Below are 20,130 nucleotides of genomic sequence, written 5' to 3'. Positions count from 1 at the left end.
GCACGGCGGAGCGCCCCGCACCTTCGAGGTGCGGGGCGCTCTGCCGTCCGTGGGCGAAGGACCGTCAGCCGCGGCCGCGCAGCTTCCGGTACGTGGCCACCAGGGCCTTCGTGGAGGCGTCCAGGCCCGGCACGTCAGCGCCCTCCGTCAGCGCCGGCTCGACCCGCTTGGCGAGAACCTTGCCGAGCTCCACGCCCCACTGGTCGAAGGAGTCGATGTTCCACACCGCGCCCTGGACGAACACCTTGTGCTCGTAGAGCGCGATCAACTGCCCCAGCACCGCGGGGGTGAGCTCGGTCGCCAGGATGGTCGTCGTGGGGTGGTTCCCCTGGAAGGTCTTGTGCGGAACCAGTGACTCCGGAGCGCCCTCCGCCCGTACCTCCTCCGCCGTCTTGCCGAAGGCCAGCGCCTGCGTCTGCGCGAAGAAGTTCGCCATCAGCAGGTCGTGCTGGGCCGCCAGGGCGGTCCCCAGCTCCGCGACCGGGTGCGCGAAGCCGATGAAGTCGGCGGGGATCACCTTCGTCCCCTGGTGGATGAGCTGGTAGTAGGCGTGCTGGCCGTTGGTGCCGGGCGTGCCCCACACCACCGGTCCGGTCTGCCACTCCACCGGATTGCCGTCGCGGTCCACGGACTTGCCGTTGGACTCCATCTCCAGCTGCTGCAAGTACGCGGTGAAGCGGGAGAGGTAGTGGCTGTACGGGAGCACCGCGTGCGACTGTGCGTCGAAGAAGGCTGCGTACCAGATGCCCAACAGGCCCAGCAGCAGCGGGGCGTTCTCCTCCGGCGGCGCCGTGCGGAAGTGCCGGTCCATGGCGTGGAAGCCGCCGAGCAGCTCCCGGAAGGCGTCCGGGCCGATCGCGATCATCAGGGAGAGCCCGATGGCCGAGTCGAAGGAGTAGCGGCCGCCGACCCAGTCCCAGAACTCGAACATGTTGGCCGGGTCGATGCCGAACCCGGTGACCTTCTCGGCGTTGGTGGACAGCGCCACGAAGTGCCGTGCCACGGCCGCCTGGTCGCCGCCCAGCCCCGCCAGCAGCCATTCCCGCGCCGATTCGGCGTTGGTGATGGTCTCGATCGTGGTGAAGGTCTTGGAGGCGATGATGAACAGCGTCTCGGCGGGGTCCAGGTCCCGGACGGCCTCGTGGAGGTCCGCGCCGTCCACGTTGGACACGAAGCGCACCGTCAGGGCCCGGTCGGTGAAGGCGCGCAGGGCCTCGTAGGCCATCGCCGGACCGAGGTCGGAGCCGCCGATGCCGATGTTGACGAGGTTCCTGATGCGGCGTCCGGTGAAGCCGGTCCACGCCCCGGACCTGACCTGGTCGGAGAAGGCGGCCATCTTGTCGAGGACGGCGTGGACGCCGGGGACGACGTTCTCGCCGTCCACCTCGACGACGGCGTCCTTCGGTGCGCGCAGGGCGGTGTGCAGGACCGCCCGGTCCTCGGTGGTGTTGATCTTCTCGCCGCGGAACATCGCCTCGCGCAGCTCGGCCACGCCCGTCGCCGCCGCCAGTTCGCGCAGCAGCCTCAGCGTCTCGTCGGTCACGAGGTGCTTCGAGTAGTCGATGTGCAGGTCCCCGACCCGCAGCGTGTAGCCGGTACCGCGGCCCGGATTCTCCTCGAACAGCTCCCGCAGATGCGTCTGCCCGAATTCCTCCCGGTGCTTGCCGAGTGCCAACCACTCAGCGGTCCGGTTGAGCTTCGTACGGCTGTCTGCGTTCATCTCGGACATCAACCCGTTTCTTCCGTCCTGTCGTGCCCCGCCACTTCCCAACCTAAGGGATCTGAAGCGGCACAACCCACACAAAGAGGCCCGGTTGCACAGGAGAGGACTCCTGTGCGACCGGGCCTCACGTCACACGTGCCGGGCGGACTTCAGATCTCGCCGCGCAGTTTGGCGAGTGCCTCGGCGAGGATCGCCTCGCCGTCGGCGTCCGTACGCCGCTCGCGCACGTACGCCAGGTGCGTCTTGTACGGCTCCGTACGCGGCGGCGCCGGCGGGTTGTCCCGGTCCTGGCCGGCCGGGAACCCGCAGCGCGGGCAGTCCCAGGTGTCCGGCACCTGCGCGTCGCTGGCGAAGCTCGGCTGCGTCTCGTGCCCGTTCGAGCACCAGAAGGAGATGCGCAGGCGGGGCGCGGACTCGCCGCGCTCGGCCTCACCCATCGGCCCCGCTCCGACCCGGCTACCACGGATCGCGTTGCCACTTGCCACGGTCGTAACTCCCTGCGTGATGGTGCCGCGGAGCCTGAGTGGAATTTCCGCCGCGGGCGCCCAAGTCTACGTAAGGCCCAACGCACGTCCAGTGACCGGAGTTACTGATTCCAGTCTTGGACGGCGGACCTCATGATAGGCCGGGCGTTGCCCACCGGACTGCCGGAATGGCCAGAACGGTCAGCTGCTCGACTTCATCAGGAGGCCGAGCGCCAGGATGCAGGCGAACCACAGCAGACCGACCACGACGGTGATGCGGTCCAGGTTGCGCTCGGCGACGGAGGAACCGCCGACCGAGGACTGCATGCCGCCGCCGAACATGTCGGAAAGGCCGCCGCCCTTGCCCTTGTGCATCAGCACGAGCAGCATCAGCAGGGCGCTGAAGACGATCAGGGCGATCGAGAACCCCATAATCACGGCTGATTCCTACTTTCTGGCTTTTCAGGACTTTCCGGCTGTGCTGCGAAGTGACGCGGGGGCCGGTGGCTGGTGTCCAGCCTCCGGCCCCCGCAAGGGTACGACGGATCCGTCCTACCGCATACTCACTGTGGTGCCTACTGGTCGCGGAAGCGGACGATCTTCACGAACTCGTCGGCGTCCAGCGCCGCGCCGCCGATCAGGGCGCCGTCGACGTCGGGCTGGGCCATGATCGCCGCGATGTTCCCGGCCTTCACCGAGCCGCCGTACTGGATGCGGACCTTGTCGGCCAGCTCCTGCGAGTACAGCTCCGCGAGGCGGCCGCGGATCGCCCCGCAGACCTCCTGGGCGTCCTCGGGGGTGGCGACCTCGCCGGTCCCGATGGCCCAGACCGGCTCGTACGCGATCACGATGGACTCGACCTGCTCGGCCGGGACGTCCTTGAGGCCGCCGTCGAGCTGCGCCAGCGTGTACTCGACCTGCTGTCCGGCCTTGCGGACGTCCAGGCCCTCGCCGACGCAGAGGATCGGCGTGATCCCGTGCTTGAAGGCGGCCTTGACCTTGGCGTTGCAGAGCTCGTCGGTCTCGCCGTGGTACTGGCGGCGCTCGCTGTGGCCGACGGCCACGAACGTGCACTTCAGCTTCGCCAGCATCGGGCCGGAGATCTCACCGGTGTAGGCGCCGGAGTCGTGCGCCGAGATGTCCTGGGCGCCGTACTTGATCTTCAGCTTGTCGCCGTCGACCAGGGTCTGGACCGAGCGCAGGTCGACGAAGGGCGGCAGGACCGCGACCTCGACGGCGTCGTAGTCCTTGTCGTTGAGGGCGAAGGCGAGCTTCTGGACGTGGGCGATGGCCTCGAGGTGGTTGAGGTTCATCTTCCAGTTGCCCGCCATCAGCGGGGTGCGGCCGGTCTCGACAGCAGTCATTAGGGGTCAGCCCTCCAGGGCGGCGAGGCCGGGGAGCGTCTTGCCCTCGAGGTATTCGAGGGAGGCGCCGCCACCGGTGGAAATGTGGCCGAAAGCGTTCTCGTCGAAGCCGAGCGTGCGCACGGCGGCGGCCGAGTCGCCGCCACCGACGACGGTGAAGGCGCTGCTGTCGACGAGGGCCTGCGCGATGGCGGTGGTGCCACCGGCGTAGTCGGGGTGCTCGAAGACGCCCACGGGACCGTTCCAGAACACGGTCTCCGCGTCGGCGATCTTCGACGCGTACAGCTCACGGGTCTTGGGACCGATGTCCAGACCCTCCTTGTCGGCGGGGATCTTGTCCGCGTCGACGGTGACGTACTGGGCCGGGGTCTTGCCCTTGAGGTCGGGGAAGTCCGCCGAGGCCAGGATGTCGACGGGGAGGACCAGCTCGACGCCGCTCTTCTCGGCGCGCGCCATGTACTCCTTGACGACGTCCACCTGGTCCTTCTGGAGCAGGGAGATGCCGACCTCGTAGCCCTTGGCGTAGAGGAAGGTGTACGCCATGCCGCCGCCGATGAGGATGCGGTCGGCCTTGCCGAGGAGCTGGTCGATGACGGCGAGCTTGTCGGAGACCTTGGCTCCGCCGAGGACGACGACGTACGGGCGCTTGACCTCGTCGGTCAGCTTCTTCAGGACGCCGACCTCGGTGGCGATGAGGTAGCCGGCCGCGTGCGGGAGGCGCGCGGGGAGGTCGAAGACCGAGGCGTGCTTGCGGTGGACGGCGCCGAAGCCGTCGCCGACGTAGATGTCGGCGAGCTCCGCGAGCCGGTCCGCGAAGGCGCCGCGCTCGGCGTCGTCCTTGGCGGTCTCACCGGCGTTGAAGCGCAGGTTCTCGATGACGGCCACCTGGCCGTCGGTGAGGGCGGCGACGGTCTCCTTGGCGGAGGCGCCGACGGTGTCGGTGGCGAACGCTACCTCCGTGCCGAGCAGTTCACCGAGTCGCCCGGCGGCCGGGGCGAGGGAGAAGGCCGGGTCCGGGGCGCCCTTGGGACGGCCCAGGTGCGAGGCGACGACCACGCGGGCGCCGGCTTCGGCGAGCTTCGCGATGGTCGGCTGCACGGCGCGGATGCGGCCGTCGTCGGTGATGGTGCCGTCGGCCAGCGGGACGTTGAGGTCCGCGCGGACGAAGACCCGCTTGCCCTTGACGCCTTCGGCGAGCAGTTCGTCGATCGTCTTCATGTGTTTCTACTCCTTGTGAGCCCTTCACTCGAAGGGCGAGGAAGGGAGAACGAGGCAAGCAACAGGGCCCGTGCGGCGCTTCGTCGCGCTGCCGGACCCTGTGCTCACATCGTGGTGCCTTGCCTTGGAACCGGGGCGACCTTAGAGCTGGCCACCGACGAAGACCGTGAGGTCGACGAGACGGTTGGAGTAGCCCCACTCGTTGTCGTACCAGCCCACGACCTTGACCTGCGTACCCTCCTGAACCATGGTCAGGGAGGAGTCGAAGGTGCAGGACGCGGGCCAGTTCACGATGTCGGAAGAGACGATCGCGTCCTCGGTGTAGTCGAGGATGCCCTTCAGCTGCCCCTCGGAGGCCTTCTGGAAGGCCGCGTTGATCTCTTCCACGGTGGTCTCGCGGGAGAGCTCGAGGACCAGGTCGGTGACCGAGCCGGTGGGGACCGGGACGCGCATGGCGATGCCGTCCAGCTTGCCCTTCAGCTGCGGGAGGACCAGCGCCGTGGCCTTGGCGGCCCCGGTGGAGGTCGGGATGATGTTCTCGGCGGCGGCGCGGGCGCGACGCAGGTCCGAGTGCGGGAAGTCCAGGATGCGCTGGTCGTTCGTGTAGGCGTGGACGGTCGTCATCATGCCCTTGACGATCCCGAAGTTCTCGTCGAGGACCTTGGCCATCGGCGCCACGCAGTTGGTGGTGCAGGAGGCGTTGGAGATGACGTGGTGGTTGGCCGCGTCGTACTTGTCCTGGTTGACACCCATCACGATCGTGATGTCCTCGTCCTTGGCCGGAGCCGAGATGAGGACCTTCTTGGCACCGGCCGCGATGTGCTTGGCGGCGTCGGCCTTCTTCGTGAAGATGCCGGTCGATTCGATGACGATGTCGGCACCCAGCTCGCCCCAGGGGAGGTTCGCGGGGTCACGCTCGGCGAAGGTCTTGAAGGTGTTGCCGCCCACCGTGATGGTGTCGGCGGTGTGGGAGACCTCGTGCTTGAGGCGGCCCAGGATCGTGTCGTACTTGAGAAGGTGCACCAGGGTGGCGTTGTCAGTCAGGTCGTTGACACCGACGATCTCGATGTCCGCTCCCTGCTCCAGGAGCGCCCGGAAATAGTTGCGGCCAATGCGGCCAAAACCGTTGATGCCTACGCGGATCGTCACGAACCGATCTCCTCGTTGGTGCGCCGGTAAGAGCGCCGGCGAGCTGTATGGGATGTCCCCGACCGCTTATGACCCTACCTCTCCGTGAGCTTTTGAGTGACATCGACCGGGGCCTGACACACCCCGGAGCCCCATACCGGACGGCCGATACGGGACCCCGGGGACCTTGCTCTGCGTTACTCAGGGTGAGCGGCGAGGGGGCCGCTGGTCAGCGGTTCAGGGCGCGCAGCGCCCTACCGACGAGTACGGCACGATCCGCCGCGGCCGGCAGGTGTTCCAGGCCGAAGCCCAGCAGGACGGTGTCACGGGTAGTGACGGCCGCATAGGACTTGAACAGCTCGCCCGACCGGGACCAATCGCCCGGGACCTCCGCGCTTCCGGCAGGTGCGCCCTGCGCGGTCCAGACGCCGAGGGAGGTCTCGAAGCCCTCCACCGCCTGGTCGGCCCCGCCGACGGACAGACGCGCCTCGTCCGCGAAGACCCCGCGGCCGCCGGAGCCCGGGTCGGTGATGTAGGCGAGCGAGACCTCGACCTGCTTGCCGGCGTAGGCGCTCAGGTCGAAGGAGACCTGCTTCCAGCCGTCGGAGGAGCCGGTGAAGGTGTTCCAGGCCCCGCTGGTGCCCGTCGGGGTGCAGCCGCCGCCCTCCAGGGTGAGGTAGCGGCGCAGGAAGGGGTGGCCGTTGACGAAGAAGCCGGCCGCGCACTCCTCGGGAACGGCCGTGCTGCTCAGCCCGCCCGCTTCCGGCAGGGTGGTCCAGTCGTCCCCGCCGGCGGTACGGGCCTCCAGGGCCGCGTGGTCGTAGCCCTGCTCGGTGTTCCAGTTGAGGGCGAACTTGAGCTGCGGCTTGTCCGCGGCCGTGACCTGGGTGAGGTCGAGGGTGCGGGTGAGCCGCTTCCAGTCGCCGTCTGTGTGCAGGGCCGAGGCCATCCCGCTGCCGGCGTAGGGGGCGTACGGGTTCACGACCCCGGCGAACTGGCCCGCCTGCGCGCTCTTGAACTGCGGGAACTGCGCCGGGGCCAGGGATTCGGAGGTCACCGCGTAGGAACCGGGGGCGTTGAGCGGGTTGCCGGCGGCGTCGCCGAGGCCGCCCTTGGCCCCGGCCAGGGCTCCGGCGCCGGTGAATCCGGTGGCGCCGCCGACACTCGTACGGGCGAAGGCGCCGAGCCAGTACTGGCTGAAGTCGTCGGTCACGGCGCGGCCGACCTGGGCGTTGCCGCCCGCCAGCTCACCGGCCTCGATCAGCTTGCCGCCCTCGTTCAGGAAGTCCCGTACGGCCAGCTGCGTGTCGCCGCCCGGGGTCTTGGCGCCGGTGTAGTGGACGGCCGTACGGAAGTGGGAGAGCACGCCGAGGTGGTGCGGGGTGCCCTGCGTCGCCACGTCCCAGACCGCCGCGGACTTGCCGTTGGCGCGCAGGGCGTCGACGTAGGCCTGGGCGTGCCGGGCCTTGGCCCCCTCCTCGGCGATCACCAGCACGTCCGCGCGCGGCCGCTCGGCCACCGTGTAGGTGAAGTGCTCGCTGGAGACCTGCTTGCCGGAGCGGTCGCGGCCGGTGAACCAGACCTCGACCTTGTCGCCGGGCTTCGTACCGTCCACCTCGGCCCGGTACTCGTCGAACCAGTTGTTGTCGTCGCCGCCGTAGACCTCGCCGCCCTTCCAGGCCTTGAGCGCCTCGTCGTGCCTGCGGCCACCGTTGATCCGGAAGTTGAGCTCCTTGTCCTTCAGCGCCTTGCGGGCCGTCACGGAGACCGTCTGGTCCTCGCCGCGGGCCGCGTAGGAGGTGGTGAAGGGGTCGGGGGTGAAGTCCGCGGCGCTCAGGCCGACGGCGGACGCCGGCCGGTCCGGGTGCGCGGCGCTCTCGCCGACCGTGAGGGCGAAGGGGACGTTCTTGGCGAACTCCGCCTGGATGAGCTTCTCGTCGTCCGGGAAGTTGAAGCCGGAGGCGCAGTCCTCGGGCTTCCAGCGGTCGTTCGGGTCGATCGCGGAGGCCGTCTGGCAGGTGGTCATCTCGGGCGTGAACATCATGACGCCGTTGACGTTGGAGGCGTGGCCGTCGGCCTCTCCGTTGGTGGTGTACAGCTCGGAGGAGACCTGCGGGTAGTAGCCGGGGACGGCCGGGTTCTCGGGGGTGCCGGCGAGCGCCTTGTAGGCGACGTCGTCGGGGGTGGGGGTGGCCACCTGCCAGCCCACGCCGTACAGCAACAGTTCGGCGGCGGAGTGGTAGTTGACGGCGTACTCGAAGCCGATGCGCTTCTCGAAGGCGTCGAGGGCGACGGTCTCGGGCTCGGAGGAGGCCTTGGGGCCGCGGTAGGTCTCACTGGCCTGGTCCGGCGAGGAGCCCTCGTTGTCGTAGCCCCACTTGAAGGCGAAGTTCCGGTTGAGGTCGACCCCGTCCCCGGAGGTGATCTTGCCGTCGCCGTTGTTGTCGCGCAGGTTCTTGCGCCACAGCCGCTCGCCGTCGGGCGCGTGCGTGAAGTCGTACCCGTCCGGGTTGGCGGAGAGCAGGAACCACAGCTCGGTGGAGTCGACCAGCCTGGTGATCCTCGGGTCCTTGCCGTAGTTGTCGAGGGTGTGGTGCATCAGCCGCCGGGTCATCTCGGGGGTGATCCACTCGCGGGCGTGCTGGTTGGACATGTAGAGCACTGAGGGCTTGTCGCCGTCCTTGGTCTTCCTCGCGTCCTTGCTGACCTTGAGGGCGAGGATGTCCTTGCCGCGGACGGTCTTGCCGATGGAGACGACCTTGGTGAGGGCCGGGTTGGCCTGGGCGGTGGCGAGGATCTCCTCCTGGAGGCCGCCCTTGCCGCTGTACGGGCGGAACACCCCGTCGCCGGCGGCCTTGCCGCGGGCCGTGGCCGGGAGCCTGCGTTCGGCGAGCTTGACGCCCTGGTCGGCGAGCTGCTTGGCCTGGCCGCCGGTGAGGAAGAGCTCGACCTTGGCGGTGCCCGTCTGCGGGGCTCGTTCGCTGAGCTCGTGCGCGTCCTGGCCCGCGGCGAGGACGAGCGGGACCTGCTCCCGGGTGAGGTCGGCGTCGTAGACCCGCACCTCGTCGGCGCCGGGTGCGGAGCCCGGGGCGGAGCCGGGCCGGGCCTGCGCCGCGGCGGGTAATGCGGCGAGTGTGGTTCCGAAGACGAGTGCGCTTGCGGCGAGGATCAGTCTCGCGCGGTGCCTCATGTGCCCCCCTGGGCGTCGTCTGCCACGAAAGCGTTCGGGGGCCAGGCTCACGATCGGCCGACGCCCGTGTCAATGGGGCGTACCGCGGGGCTCCGCACTTTCAGCCCCGTGCGCTCCCGGCCCCGCCGGGAGCGGGGTCCGGGGGCGCTGTCCCGGGAAACGGAGAAGGGGCGGGGCGGGGAGCAGCGCCGCGCAGGCGCACCCACCCGCACCCGCCCCCGAGCCCCGCTAACCGGCCATGTTGTCGGCCATTTCCTCACTCAGGTCGAGGTTCGACTCGGTCCCCGGAATGCCGAGGTCCTGGGCCCGCTTGTCGGCCATCGCGAGCAGTCGGCGGATCCGGCCCGCGACCGCGTCCTTGGTCAGCGGGGGGTCGGCGAGCGCGCCCAGCTCCTCCAGGGAGGCCTGCTTGTGCTCCATGCGCAGCCGGCCGGCCGCGGCGAGGTGCTCGGGGACCTCCTCGCCGAGGATCTCCAGCGCGCGCTGCACCCGGGCTCCGGCGGCCACCGCGGCGCGCGCCGAGCGGCGCAGGTTGGCGTCGTCGAAGTTGGCGAGGCGGTTGGCGGTGGCGCGCACCTCGCGCCGCATCCGCCGCTCCTCCCAGGCCAGCACGGACTCGTGCGCGCCGAGCCGGGTCAGCAGGGCGCCGATCGCGTCGCCGTCGCGGACCACGACCCGGTCCACTCCGCGCACCTCGCGCGCCTTGGCGGCGATGGAGAGCCTGCGGGCGGCGCCCACCAGGGCCAGAGCGGCTTCCGGGCCGGGGCAGGTGACCTCAAGGGAGGAGGACCGTCCCGGCTCCGTCAGCGAGCCGTGGGCCAGGAAGGCGCCGCGCCAGGCCGCCTCGGCATCGCAGGTGGCCCCGGAGACCACCTGCGGCGGAAGACCCCGGATCGGGCGCCCGCGGCCGTCCACGAGGCCCGTCTGGCGTGCCAGCTGGTCACCCCCGGCCACGACGCGGACCACGTAGCGGCTGCCGCGGCGCAGGCCGCCGGGAGCCATGACCACCAGGTCCGAGGAGTGTCCGAAGATCTCCAGGATGTCCTTGCGCAGCCGGCGGGCAGCGATGCCGGTGTCCAGCTCCGCCTCGATGACAATCCGTCCGCTCACCAGGTGGAGGCCGCCCGCGAACCGAAGGATCGCCGAGACCTCCGCCTTCCTGCAGCAGGTCCGGGTGACGGGGAGCCGGGAAATCTCATCCTTCACCGCGGGCGTCATCGCCATGGGCCGATCCTTCCATGCATCCGAAAAATACGGTCGTACGCGGCGGCGAGCAGCTCCGGATCATGCTTGGGAGAGCCGTCCTGCCTGGCGACCGGCGCCAGCTCGACCGCCGCGCCGAACCGTTTTGCGGCATCGGCGAGGGACTCGCGGTCGGGCACGGCGGCCTGGTCGGCCAACACCACGTCCAGGGCGAGTTTAGGGGCGTGTCGGGCCAAAACCTCCAAATGACGCTGCGGAGAGAAGCCCTCTGTTTCGCCGGGCTGCGGCGCGAGGTTCAGCGACAGCACCTTGCGGGCCTTCGTCTCGACCAGCGCGTCGAGCAGTTCGGGCACCAGCAGGTGCGGGATCACGGAGGAGAACCAGGACCCCGGACCGAGCACCACCCAGTCGGCGTCGAGCACCGCCGCGACGGCCTCCGGCACGGCCGGCGGATCGCCCGGTACGACCTGTACGGAGAGCACCTCGCCCGGGGTGAGGGCCACCGTGGCCTGCCCGCGGACGGTGTCGACGTCCTCGGGGCGGGCCGGGTCGTGCCCCTTGACCAGCGCCTGGAGCTCCAGCGGCACGGCCGACATCGGCAGCACCCGCCCCTGGGCTCCGAGCAGCTTGCCGACCAGGTCGAGGGCCTGGACGGGGTCGCCGAGCTGCTCCCACAGGGCCACGATCAGCAGGTTGCCGACGGCGTGCTCGTGCAGCTCCCCTCGCGACTGGAAGCGGTGCTGGATGACCCGGGCCCAGGTCTGGCCCCAGTCGTCGTCCCCGCACAGCGCGGCCAGCGCCTTGCGCAGGTCGCCGGGCGGCAGCACGCCGAGCTCCTCGCGGAGCCGGCCGCTGGAGCCGCCGTCGTCGGCGACGGTGACCACGGCGGTGAGGTCACCGGTGATGCGGCGCAGCGCCGCGAGGGAGGCGGACAGGCCCTGTCCGCCTCCGAGGGCGACCACCTTGGGGGTGGCGCCGCGCCGGCGGCCGGAGCGTCCCGCACCGTCCTCGCCCCGTCCGGGGGTCAGACGGCGCAGGCGGCTCAGCCGCGGGGTCCGTGCGGTCACTCGCGCCCCATGTCCCGGTGGACTACGACGGTCTCGACTCCCTCGGAGGCGAGGCGGGCGGCGAGCTTCTCGGACATGGCCACGCTGCGGTGCTTGCCGCCCGTGCACCCGACCGCGATGGTCACGTACCGCTTGCCCTCGCGGCGGTAGCCGGTGGCGATGAGCTGGAGCAGCTCGGTGTAGCGGTCGAGGAACTCCTTCGCGCCCGGCTGGCTGAAGACGTACCCCGACACCTCCTCGTTGAGCCCGGTGAAGGGGCGCAGCTCCGGCACCCAGTGCGGGTTGGGGATGAAGCGGCAGTCGACGACGAGGTCGGCGTCGACGGGGAGGCCGTACTTGTAGCCGAAGGACATGACGGTGGCGCGGAGCTCGGGCTCCTCGTCGCCGGCGAACTGGGCGTCCATCTTGGCGCGCAGTTCGTGCACGTTCAGGCTGGAGGTGTCGATGACCAGGTCGGCGTCGCCGCGCAGCTCGCGCAGCAGGTCGCGCTCGGCGGCGATGCCGTCGGTGATGCGCCCGTCGCCCTGGAGGGGGTGGGGGCGGCGGACCGACTCGAAGCGGCGGACCAGCGCGTCGTCGGAGGACTCCAGGAAGACGATGCGGCGGGTGACGCCACGGTGGTCCAGGTCGGCGAGGGACTCGCGCAGGGCGTCGAAGAACTGGCGGCCGCGGACGTCGACGACGACGGCGATGCGGGCCACGTTGCCCTGGGAGCGGGCGCCGAGCTCCACCATGGTGGGGATCAGCGCCGGCGGGAGGTTGTCGACGACGAACCAGCCGAGGTCCTCCAGACACTTGGCCGCCGTACTGCGGCCGGCCCCGGACATCCCGGAGATGATCACCAGCTCGGGGATGGCCGCCTCGGCGGCCTCGCCGGGCTCCACTGTCGTGCCCGTACTCACCTGTGCTCCGTCTCGGTCGTGCGCGGTCTCGTGCTCGGTCATTGCTCGGTCCCCCGTTCGGACGATGTCTCCCGGCCACCGCCGGGAGGTGCCCCCACCCGCGGGGCGGGGGTCTCATCCTCAATGATCTCTCCTGTGGCCATGTTGACGGCAGGGCCGGCGGGGACCGCCCGGGCGAGGGCCGCGGCCACGGTCTCGGCCGTCTTGCGGCCTATGCCCGGGACCTCGCAGATCTGGTCGATTGTCGCCTGTCTCAGCTTCTTCACCGAACCGAAGTGCTTGACCAGGGCCTGCTTGCGGCTCTCGCCGAGGCACGGCACCTCGTCCAGCGGGCCGGACTTCAGGCGCTTGCCGCGCTTGTTGCGCTGGTACTGGATGGCGAACCGGTGGGCTTCGTCACGTACCCGCTGGAGCAGGTACAGGCCCTCGCTGGTACGGGGCAGCACGACGGGGTCGTCCTCGCCCGGCAGCCAGACCTCCTCCAGCCGCTTGGCCAGCCCGCACACGGCCACGTCGTCGACCCCGAGCTCCTCCAGGGCCCGCTTGGCGGCGGCGACCTGCGGCTGCCCGCCGTCGACGACGACGAGCTGCGGCGGGTACGCGAACCGCTTGGCCCGCCCGTCGTCCTCGGGCGGGACGCCGTCGCCGTCCTCCGGTTCCCACTCCCCGGTCTTCAGCTTCTCCTGGAGGTAGCGGCGGAAGCGGCGGGAGACGACCTCGTGCATGGAGCGGACGTCGTCCTGCCCCTCGAAGGATTTGATCTGGAAGCGCCGGTACTCGCTCTTCCTGGCCAGCCCGTCCTCGAACACGACCATCGAGGCCACGACGTCGTCGCCCTGGAGGTGCGAGATGTCGAAGCACTCGATGCGCAGGGGGGCGCTGTCCAGCTCCAGGGCCTCGGCGATCTCCTCCAGGGCCCGGGAGCGGGTGGTGAGGTCGCTGGCGCGCTTGGTCTTGTGCAGGGCGAGAGACTGCAGCGCGTTGCGGTGGACGGTCTCCATCAGCGCCTTCTTGTCCCCGCGCTGCGGGATGCGCAGGCTGACCTGGGAGCCGCGCCGCGCGGCCAGCCACTCGCCGAGCGCGGCGGCGTCCTCGGGCATGGCGGGGACCAGCACCTCCTTCGGCACGCTCTCGCCGGTCTCCTCCCCGTAGAGCTGCTGGAGGGCGTGCTCGACGAGCCCGGCGGTGTCGACGGCCTCGACCTTGTCGGTGACCCAGCCGCGCTGGCCGCGGACCCGGCCGCCGCGTACGTGGAAGATCTGCACGGCGGCTTCGAGCTCGTCCTCGGCGACCGCGATCAGGTCGGCGTCGGTGGCGTCGGCGAGCACGACGGCGTTCTTCTCCATCGCGCGGCGCAGGGCCCCTATGTCGTCGCGCAGCCGGGCGGCCTTCTCGTACTCCATCTCCTCGGCGGCCGCGTGCATCTGCTTCTCGAGGCGGGAGAGGTACGTGCCGGTCCGGCCGGCCATGAAGTCGCAGAAGTCCTCCGCGAGTTCGCGGTGCTCCTCGGGGGTCACCCGGCCGACGCAGGGCGCGGAGCACTTGCCGATGTAACCGAGGAGGCAGGGCCGGCCGATCTGCGCGGAGCGCTTGAACACTCCGGCGGAGCAGGTCCGTACGGGGAACACCCGGAGCATCAGGTCGACGGTCTCGCGGATGGCCCAGGCGTGCCCGTACGGCCCGAAGTAGCGCACGCCCTTCTTCTTGGGCCCGCGCATGACCTGGACCCGCGGGTACTCCTCGTTCATGGTCACGGCGAGGGAGGGGTAGCTCTTGTCGTCCCGGTACTTGACGTTGAACCGGGGGTCGTACTCCTTGATCCAGGAGTACTCCAGCTGCAGGGCCTCGACCTCGGTGGAGACGACGGTCCACTCGACGGATGCGGCGGTGGTCACCATCGTGGCCGTACGGGGGTGCAGGCCGGCGACGTCCTGGAAGTAGCTGGCCAGGCGCTGGCGCAGGCTCTTGGCCTTCCCGACGTAGATCACCCGGCGGTGCTCGTCGCGGAATCTGTACACACCGGGCGAGTCGGGGATCTGTCCCGGCTTGGGGCGGTAGCTGGAAGGGTCGGCCATGCCATCACCCTACTTGCGCGGGCTGACAACGGACCTCACCCCTGCGGCCCCCCTGCCGGGGGCTCTGCGGGCCCGCGGTCCCCCTGCCGTGGGGTTCCGGCCCCGCACCCCCGCGCCTCAAACGCCGGCGGGCTGGTTTTGCCTCCGGCGGCGCCTCAAACGCCGGCGGGGCTGGATGTGGCAGCTGCCGTCCGCTCGGTGCGGCTCTTTCAGCCGCGCCGGCGTTTGAGGCGCGGGGTCCGGGGCGGAGCCCCGGTTTCGGGAAGGGGTGGGTAGGGGAAAGCCCCGCAGGGCCCGGCCCCCTGTTCCGGTGGCCGGGTCCTGGCCGGGTCAGGCCGGGCTACGCCGGGAGCGGCGCACGGCGAGCACCCCGGCCCCGCCCAGCGCGAGCGCCCCGGCTCCGGCCATCACCGCCACCGGCGCGCCGGGTTCCGCGGAGCCGGCGAAGCCACCCGCCATGCCGCCCTCGGCGTACGCCGACCCCGGCAGCTTGTCCCCGTACGCCTTGACGACCCGGGCCCGGTAGGCGCTCAGCGTGGCGCCCTGCGCGCCCACGGCCCGTACCGCGTCCTCGTCCAGGGGCAGCACCCTGTTCCCCCCGGCCACGTACCACGCGTCGATCTGCGGCTCGCGGAACACCGTGCCGCCCGGCAGCTTCGCCGCCCCCGCCTGCGCGTAGCGGAACTCGTCGTCGCCGGTCGCGATGTTCACCACCTGCCACCCGGCCTCCGTCCGCGCCGTCCACAGCGCGGCCCGTTGCCCGTCCGAGGAGACCGCCTCGCTGGCGAGGAACTCCAGGCGGGCGACCGGCGCACCGGCCTTCCCGGCCACGAAGTCCGGGGAGAGGTGGTTCACCGGTATCGCCTCTCCCTCGATACGGGGCTGCGCGGCGTCCGCCGAGACCTTGCCCTCCCGCGCGAAGAAGCGGGCGAGCGTTGCCAGGGTCTCGGGCGCGGCGGCCGCCTGCCCGGCGGCGGCCCGGATCTCGGCCGTGGCGGCGGCCGGCTGCGGTACGGGGGCCGCGACGGCCTCCCCGCCCAGGGCGAGGACGCCGACGGCGGCGGTGACGGCGGTTGCGGCGGCGGCAAGGACCGCGGCGGCGGCGGAACGCACGGTCATGGCGGTCACGCCCCGATCCGGTAGAGCGAGTGGGTCCAGGAGAAGGTGCTGTTGTCCACGTACCAGGCGTGGGACGCCCAGTTGTAGCGGTCGCTGGAGGGCCACGGGTCGCCCCAGTAGACCCAGCTGTTGGCGGTGTCGTAGCCGTAGACGACGTGCATGTGGCCGCCGCCGTTGGACCACTGGATCCGGGTCTCGATCGGGCGGTTGGCGTTGATCTCGGTCTGCACGGTGGAGTACTGGAGCCAGCCGTTCACGTACGAGCCGGAGTTGATGCCCGCCCAGCGCAGGCCGGTCTGGACGTTGCCGAGGGTGGCCTGGTTGTTGGGGCAGTCGTAGCCCTGCTGGCGGTTGAAGGCGGCGTTGCAGAACTGGTTCTGGCTGTAGTTGCGGCCGAACCAGGTGGCGATGGTGTTGCCGCCCGCGGCCCAGCACCAGTTGGTCTTCTGCTGCGCCTGCATGGTGATGTTCAGCCGCTTGGACGCGAGAAGGGATTCCGCGCCGGTACCGGTGACGGCACCGGCGCGGGCACCGTTGTCGGCGGCGGCCGTGGCGGTGCCGGCGCCGAGCGGCAGGGCGAGGAGCAGGGCGGTGAGGAAGGCGGCCAGGTACGGCCACCGCTTTCGGTTGCGCATCGCGTTCCTCCCGAGGGGGATGTGGGGGTGGAGGAGCGCGTCCGGACGCTGTCCAGGAGCATCAGGGAGTTGTCGCGATCAGGTCAACCCGCTTCAATACGCGGTGACATCGCCGTGTGAACGGTGGGGCTGCGGTGTGAACGGTTGCTGCCGTGTCACCTGGTCCCCCGGTACCACCGGGACCACCGGCGCGATCTCCGCGCCGACGCGTGTGAATGTTCACAAGGGAGTCGCCATGCGGCCGACCGGGGACACGGCAGGCGCGGCAGAGCTCAGCCGGCTCCTGCGCGGCGGCCCCTTCCATCTGGCCCTGCGCGCCGCCCTCGCCGCGCGCGGGCTGCCCCTGCACCGGGTTCAGCACCGGCTCGCGGCGCGCGGCATCAAGGTCGGCGTCACCAGCCTCAGTTACTGGCAGCAGGGCGCGCGGCGGCCGCGCCACGCGGAGTCCCTCCGGGCCGTGACCGCGCTGGAGCAGATCCTGGAGCTGCCCGACGGCGCCCTCACCCGCCTCCTGCGCACCCCGGACCCCGGCCCGGGCCAGGCGGCGCGCCCGGCCGCCCGCCCGTACCGGACCCTCATCAGCGTGGGCGCGGCGGTCGAGCAGCTGCTGGAGGGGATGGAGCTCCCGCCCGACGGCGGACTGCACTCGCTCGGCCATCACGAACGGGTCCGCATCGGGCCGGGGGGCGAGATGCGGACCCGCGCGTCGCAGCAGATCGTCCGCGCCCACCGCGACGGGGTCGACCGCTACCTCGCGATCCACCACGGCGATCCGGGCTGCGACACCTCCCGCATGGAGGTGACGGCGTACGAGAACTGCCGCACGGGCCGGATCCGGCGCCACCCGGAGGCCGGCGTGGTGGTCGCGGAGCTGCTCTTCGACGCCCGGCTGCGGCGCGGGGACACGTACGTCTTCGGCTACGGCGTCCGGGACGGCACGGGCGGGCGCAGCAGCGAGTACGTACGCGGTTTCAGCTACGCGGGCGGCCAGTACATGCTCCAGGTCCGCTTCGACGGGGCAGCCCTGCCGGTGCGGTGCCGCCGCTTCGCCCGCACCGGCCCGCAGGCCCCGCGCACGGGTTTCGCGGACCTGACCCCGAGCGGCCGGCACCGGGCGGTGCACCTGGTGGAGCAGACGGTCCGGCGCGGGATCCTCGGGATCGCCTGGGACTGGGAGTAGCCGCGCGCCGGGCGCGTTCAGCCCGCGATCAGCTTGCCGTTCTCCGCCTTGACCGGGACGGCGGGCAGCGGGTCGGTGGCCGGGCCGCGCAGCACCTTGCCGGTCGCCGGGTCGAAGCGGCTGCCGTGGCAAGGGCAGTTGCCCTCGCCCTCGACGATCTTGTCCAGGACGCAGCCGGCGTGCGTGCACTGGGCGCTGAAGGCCTTGTACTGACCCTCCGCCGGACAGCTGACGATCAGCTTCCGCTCGCGGTACAGCTTCGCCCCGCCGACCGGGACCTCGGCCGCGGCCCCCAGCTCCACCGGCTCCTTCGGAACCGCCGGGGAGCCGGAGCCGCTGTTGCCCTCGGTGGAACAGGCCGCCAGCGTCACACCGGCACCCACCGCACCGGCGAGCGCGGCGGCGCCCTTGAGGACGGTACGGCGGGCGGAGGACGGCTGCGCGGGCATGGAACTCTCCTGGGTGACGGGCGGGGCTCGGCCCACCCGACGATACCCGCGGCCGATGGGATAGCTTCCCCCGCGTGATCGTCGTCGGCGGAGAAGCCCTCATCGACCTGGTGCCCGCGGAGCGGCCGCCGGGCGCGCTGCTGCCCCGGCCGGGCGGCGGACCGTACAACACCGCGCTCGCCCTCGGGCGCCTCGGCGCCCAGGTGGCCTTCTGCTCCCGGGTCTCGACGGACGGCTTCGGCGAGAGCCTGCTGGCCGGGCTGCGGGCGGCCGGCGTGGACCTGTCCCTGGTGCAGCGCGGGCCGGAGCCGACCACCCTCGCCGTGCCCTCGCTGGCCCCGGACGGCTCGGCCTCGTACGGCTTCTACGTCGAGGGCACCGCGGACCGGCTGTTCACCCTGCCGCCCGCCCTCCCCGAGTCCGTACGGGCCCTCGCGCTCGGCACCTGCTCGCTGGTCCTGGAGCCGGGCGCGAGCGCGTACGAGGCGCTGCTGCGCCGGGAGTCGGGGCGCGGGCGGCTGACCCTGCTGGACCCCAACATCAGGCCGGCGCTGATCGCGGATCCGGCGGCGTACCGCGCCCGGTTCCTGGAGCGGCTGCTGCCGTACACGACCGTCCTCAAGCTGTCGGAGGAGGACGCGGCCTGGCTGGGCGGCCGGGTCGCGGACTGGCTGGCGGCGGGGCCGTCGGCGGTGGTGCTGACCCGGGGTGCGGCGGGGCTGACCGTCTGGACGCGGGAGGGCGCGGAGCACTCGGTCCCGGGCCGCCGGGTCACCGTGGCCGACACGATCGGCGCGGGCGACACCGTCAACGCCGCCCTGCTGCACCGGCTGTCGGCGACGTCCGGCCGGCCGGTGGACTGGCCCGACGTCCTGGCCTACGCCGCGCACGCGGCGGCCCTGACCTGCACCCGGGCGGGCGCGGAGCCCCCGTACGCGGCCGAGCTCACCCGATAGCGGCCCACACGGTCCGGGCCACGGCGGGGGCGAACTCCTCCACCGGCTGGACCACCTCCTCGCCGGAGAAGTGCAGGAAGAACGCCCGCTGGAAGCAGGCGCCGAGCAGCAGGGCCGCGGCGGCCTGCGGATCGGCGCCCGGGCGCAGCCGGCCCGCGTCGGCCTCCCGGCGCAGCCGGCCGGCCAGTGCGTCCAGGATCACGTGGGGGCCGGAGCCGATCTTCTGTACGCCCTCGCGGTGGCGGGTGAGGAGGACGGGGTCGGCGAAGAGCGAGGCGGCCATCGGCATGGCGTCGGCGTAGAAGAGCGCGGCATGCCGGGCGATCTCGGCGAGCGCCTCCTCACCCGCGCTCGCGGGCCCCTCCTGCTCCGTCGCCGGCCCGCCGTGCAGGGCGGCCATGAGCGGGCCCGCGTTGGGCGTGCGTTCCATCAGCACCCGCACGAACAGCTCTTCCTTGTTCGCGAAGTACTTGTAGAGCGCGGCTTCCGAGCACCCGGCTTCTCGGGCGATGGCCTTGGTGGTGGCAGCGGCCAGTCCAATGGTGCGCATCAGGGTCTCGGCGGCGTCGAGGATCCGCTCGGGGGTGGGACGGCTTGACTTTGGAGTGAGCACTCACTCACCCTAAGGGAAGCGGCGGGTGAGTGAATACTCACCCACCCATCCTCACCCTTTACCGACGGGAGCGAGAGCCATGAAACTCACGGTGTTCGGAGCCACGGGCGGCGTCGGCCACGAGGTCGTCAAGCAGGCGCTGGCCGCGGGCCACGAGGTGACGGCCGTGGTCCGCGACCCGGCCCGCCTGGACGTGCCCGCCCACGACCGGCTGGAGGTGGCAGTCGTCCCCGACCTGACGGACGAGGAGGCGCTCGTACCCGTCCTGGCGGGCCGGGTGGCGGTGATCTCGGCCCTCGGCGCGGCGAGCAACAAGCAGGCCAAGCTGACGCCGATCGCCGGTCCGGCCCTGCGGTCGATCGTTTCGGCGATGGACCGGGCGGGGGTGCGACGGCTGTCGGCGGTCAGCGCCGCGCCGGTGGCCCCGGACGCCCCGGAGGACGGGGCGCTCGCGCGGGTGGTGGTCTATCCGCTCCTGCGGAGGCTGCTGCGGGACGTGTACGCGGATCTCGCCGTCATGGAGGCGACCATCAGCGCCAGCACGACCGAATGGACGGTGATCCGCCCGCCGCGGCTGCTGAACCGGCCGCACACGGGCGCCTACCGCCGGGCCGTCGACGGGAACGTCCCGGGCGGCAAGGTCATCGCCAGGGCCGACGTGGCGGACGCCCTCCTGACGACCCTGACCGACCCGTCGACCACCGGCCACGCCATCGGCGTAGCCGCGTAACACCGCTCCGAGCGGGGCTCCCCCGCAGCACGCCGAACCCCGGCCAGGGATGGCCGCGTTCGGTACCCGGGCTGGTCCCGCCACGCGCCCGGCGGTTGCGGCGGGGCCGGGTGC

Annotated in this window: 18 protein-coding genes; 3 read left to right on the top strand and 15 right to left on the bottom strand. The window is 71.6% G+C overall.

Annotation, left to right across the window (positions count from 1 at the left end):
- Positions 1-64 precede the first annotated feature (64 nt).
- The 13 genes from pgi to ACIP5M_RS25085 all read right to left on the bottom strand — a co-directional run bounded on the left by pgi (position 65) and on the right by ACIP5M_RS25085 (position 16,088).
- Positions 65-1,720: a glucose-6-phosphate isomerase gene (gene pgi / locus ACIP5M_RS25145; RefSeq protein WP_401201169.1), complete on the bottom strand. Its 1,656-nt coding sequence runs from the start codon at positions 1,718-1,720 to the stop codon at positions 65-67.
- Positions 1,721-1,872: 152 nt separating this feature from the next.
- Positions 1,873-2,208 (bottom strand): RNA polymerase-binding protein RbpA, encoded by a 336-nt coding sequence (locus ACIP5M_RS25140; RefSeq protein ID WP_007263454.1) that lies wholly within the window; start codon positions 2,206-2,208, stop codon positions 1,873-1,875.
- 180 nt (positions 2,209-2,388) lie between these two features.
- Positions 2,389-2,619, bottom strand: coding sequence for a preprotein translocase subunit SecG (secG, locus tag ACIP5M_RS25135; protein ID WP_374778246.1), 231 nt, complete (start codon positions 2,617-2,619; stop codon positions 2,389-2,391).
- A 143-nt stretch (positions 2,620-2,762) separates the two neighbouring features.
- Positions 2,763-3,551, bottom strand: coding sequence for a triose-phosphate isomerase (gene tpiA, locus ACIP5M_RS25130; protein WP_401200865.1), 789 nt, complete (start codon positions 3,549-3,551; stop codon positions 2,763-2,765).
- Positions 3,552-3,557: 6 nt separating this feature from the next.
- Positions 3,558-4,769, bottom strand: coding sequence for a phosphoglycerate kinase (locus ACIP5M_RS25125; RefSeq protein ID WP_401200863.1), 1,212 nt, complete (start codon positions 4,767-4,769; stop codon positions 3,558-3,560).
- Between the two features lie 141 nt (positions 4,770-4,910).
- Entirely contained in the window at positions 4,911-5,918 is a 1,008-nt protein-coding gene (gene gap, locus ACIP5M_RS25120; RefSeq protein WP_401200860.1) for a type I glyceraldehyde-3-phosphate dehydrogenase, read from the bottom strand.
- A gap of 208 nt (positions 5,919-6,126) precedes the next feature.
- Entirely contained in the window at positions 6,127-9,087 is a 2,961-nt protein-coding gene (locus ACIP5M_RS25115; RefSeq protein WP_401200857.1) for a M14 family zinc carboxypeptidase, read from the bottom strand.
- Between the two features lie 228 nt (positions 9,088-9,315).
- Positions 9,316-10,311, bottom strand: coding sequence for a DNA-binding protein WhiA (gene whiA / locus ACIP5M_RS25110; RefSeq protein WP_030009075.1), 996 nt, complete (start codon positions 10,309-10,311; stop codon positions 9,316-9,318).
- The gene (gene yvcK, locus ACIP5M_RS25105) at positions 10,302-11,357 is read right to left on the bottom strand and encodes a uridine diphosphate-N-acetylglucosamine-binding protein YvcK (RefSeq protein WP_401200854.1); all 1,056 of its coding nucleotides are present in this window, start codon (positions 11,355-11,357) and stop codon (positions 10,302-10,304) included. Before yvcK ends, whiA begins: the two co-directional genes overlap by 10 nt.
- Positions 11,354-12,301 carry an RNase adapter RapZ gene (gene rapZ / locus ACIP5M_RS25100; RefSeq protein WP_401200852.1) on the bottom strand — a complete coding sequence of 316 codons (948 nt, stop codon included), beginning with the start codon at positions 12,299-12,301 and terminating at the stop codon, positions 11,354-11,356. The genes yvcK and rapZ overlap by 4 nt, the downstream gene beginning before the upstream one ends.
- Positions 12,298-14,334, bottom strand: a complete 2,037-nt coding sequence (gene uvrC / locus ACIP5M_RS25095; protein WP_401200851.1) for an excinuclease ABC subunit UvrC — start codon at positions 14,332-14,334, stop codon at positions 12,298-12,300. The genes rapZ and uvrC overlap by 4 nt, the downstream gene beginning before the upstream one ends.
- 330 nt (positions 14,335-14,664) lie before the next feature.
- Positions 14,665-15,453 (bottom strand): hypothetical protein, encoded by a 789-nt coding sequence (locus tag ACIP5M_RS25090; RefSeq protein WP_401201166.1) that lies wholly within the window; start codon positions 15,451-15,453, stop codon positions 14,665-14,667.
- A 5-nt stretch (positions 15,454-15,458) separates the two neighbouring features.
- On the bottom strand, positions 15,459-16,088 hold the full coding sequence (locus ACIP5M_RS25085) for a papain-like cysteine protease family protein (RefSeq protein ID WP_401200848.1): 630 nt from the start codon (positions 16,086-16,088) through the stop codon (positions 15,459-15,461).
- 235 nt (positions 16,089-16,323) lie between these two features.
- Between ACIP5M_RS25085 and ACIP5M_RS25080 the strand changes: the two genes are divergently transcribed.
- Positions 16,324-17,268 (top strand): hypothetical protein, encoded by a 945-nt coding sequence (locus tag ACIP5M_RS25080; RefSeq protein WP_401200845.1) that lies wholly within the window; start codon positions 16,324-16,326, stop codon positions 17,266-17,268.
- 17 nt (positions 17,269-17,285) lie between these two features.
- On the opposite strand, the gene ACIP5M_RS25075 is transcribed toward ACIP5M_RS25080, so the two are convergent.
- Complete coding sequence (locus ACIP5M_RS25075; RefSeq protein ID WP_401200842.1) at positions 17,286-17,717, bottom strand: Rieske (2Fe-2S) protein; 432 nt, start codon at positions 17,715-17,717, stop codon at positions 17,286-17,288.
- Positions 17,718-17,791: 74 nt separating this feature from the next.
- Between ACIP5M_RS25075 and ACIP5M_RS25070 the strand changes: the two genes are divergently transcribed.
- On the top strand, positions 17,792-18,673 hold the full coding sequence (locus ACIP5M_RS25070; RefSeq protein ID WP_401200839.1) for a carbohydrate kinase: 882 nt from the start codon (positions 17,792-17,794) through the stop codon (positions 18,671-18,673).
- Here the strand turns inward: ACIP5M_RS25070 and ACIP5M_RS25065 are convergent.
- Positions 18,663-19,286 (bottom strand): TetR/AcrR family transcriptional regulator, encoded by a 624-nt coding sequence (locus tag ACIP5M_RS25065; protein ID WP_401200837.1) that lies wholly within the window; start codon positions 19,284-19,286, stop codon positions 18,663-18,665. The genes ACIP5M_RS25070 and ACIP5M_RS25065 overlap by 11 nt on opposite strands.
- A gap of 79 nt (positions 19,287-19,365) precedes the next feature.
- On the opposite strand from ACIP5M_RS25065, the gene ACIP5M_RS25060 reads away from it, so the two are divergent.
- On the top strand, positions 19,366-20,016 hold the full coding sequence (locus ACIP5M_RS25060; RefSeq protein ID WP_401200836.1) for an NAD(P)-dependent oxidoreductase: 651 nt from the start codon (positions 19,366-19,368) through the stop codon (positions 20,014-20,016).
- Positions 20,017-20,130 lie beyond the last annotated feature (114 nt).

The sequence above is a fragment of the Streptomyces sp. NPDC088762 genome (genome assembly GCF_044750905.1).
In the GTDB taxonomy this organism is placed as follows: Bacteria; Actinomycetota; Actinomycetes; order Streptomycetales; family Streptomycetaceae; genus Streptomyces.
Note: the sequence above shows the minus strand (reverse complement) of the source record. Positions and strands in the feature narration are given on the sequence as shown.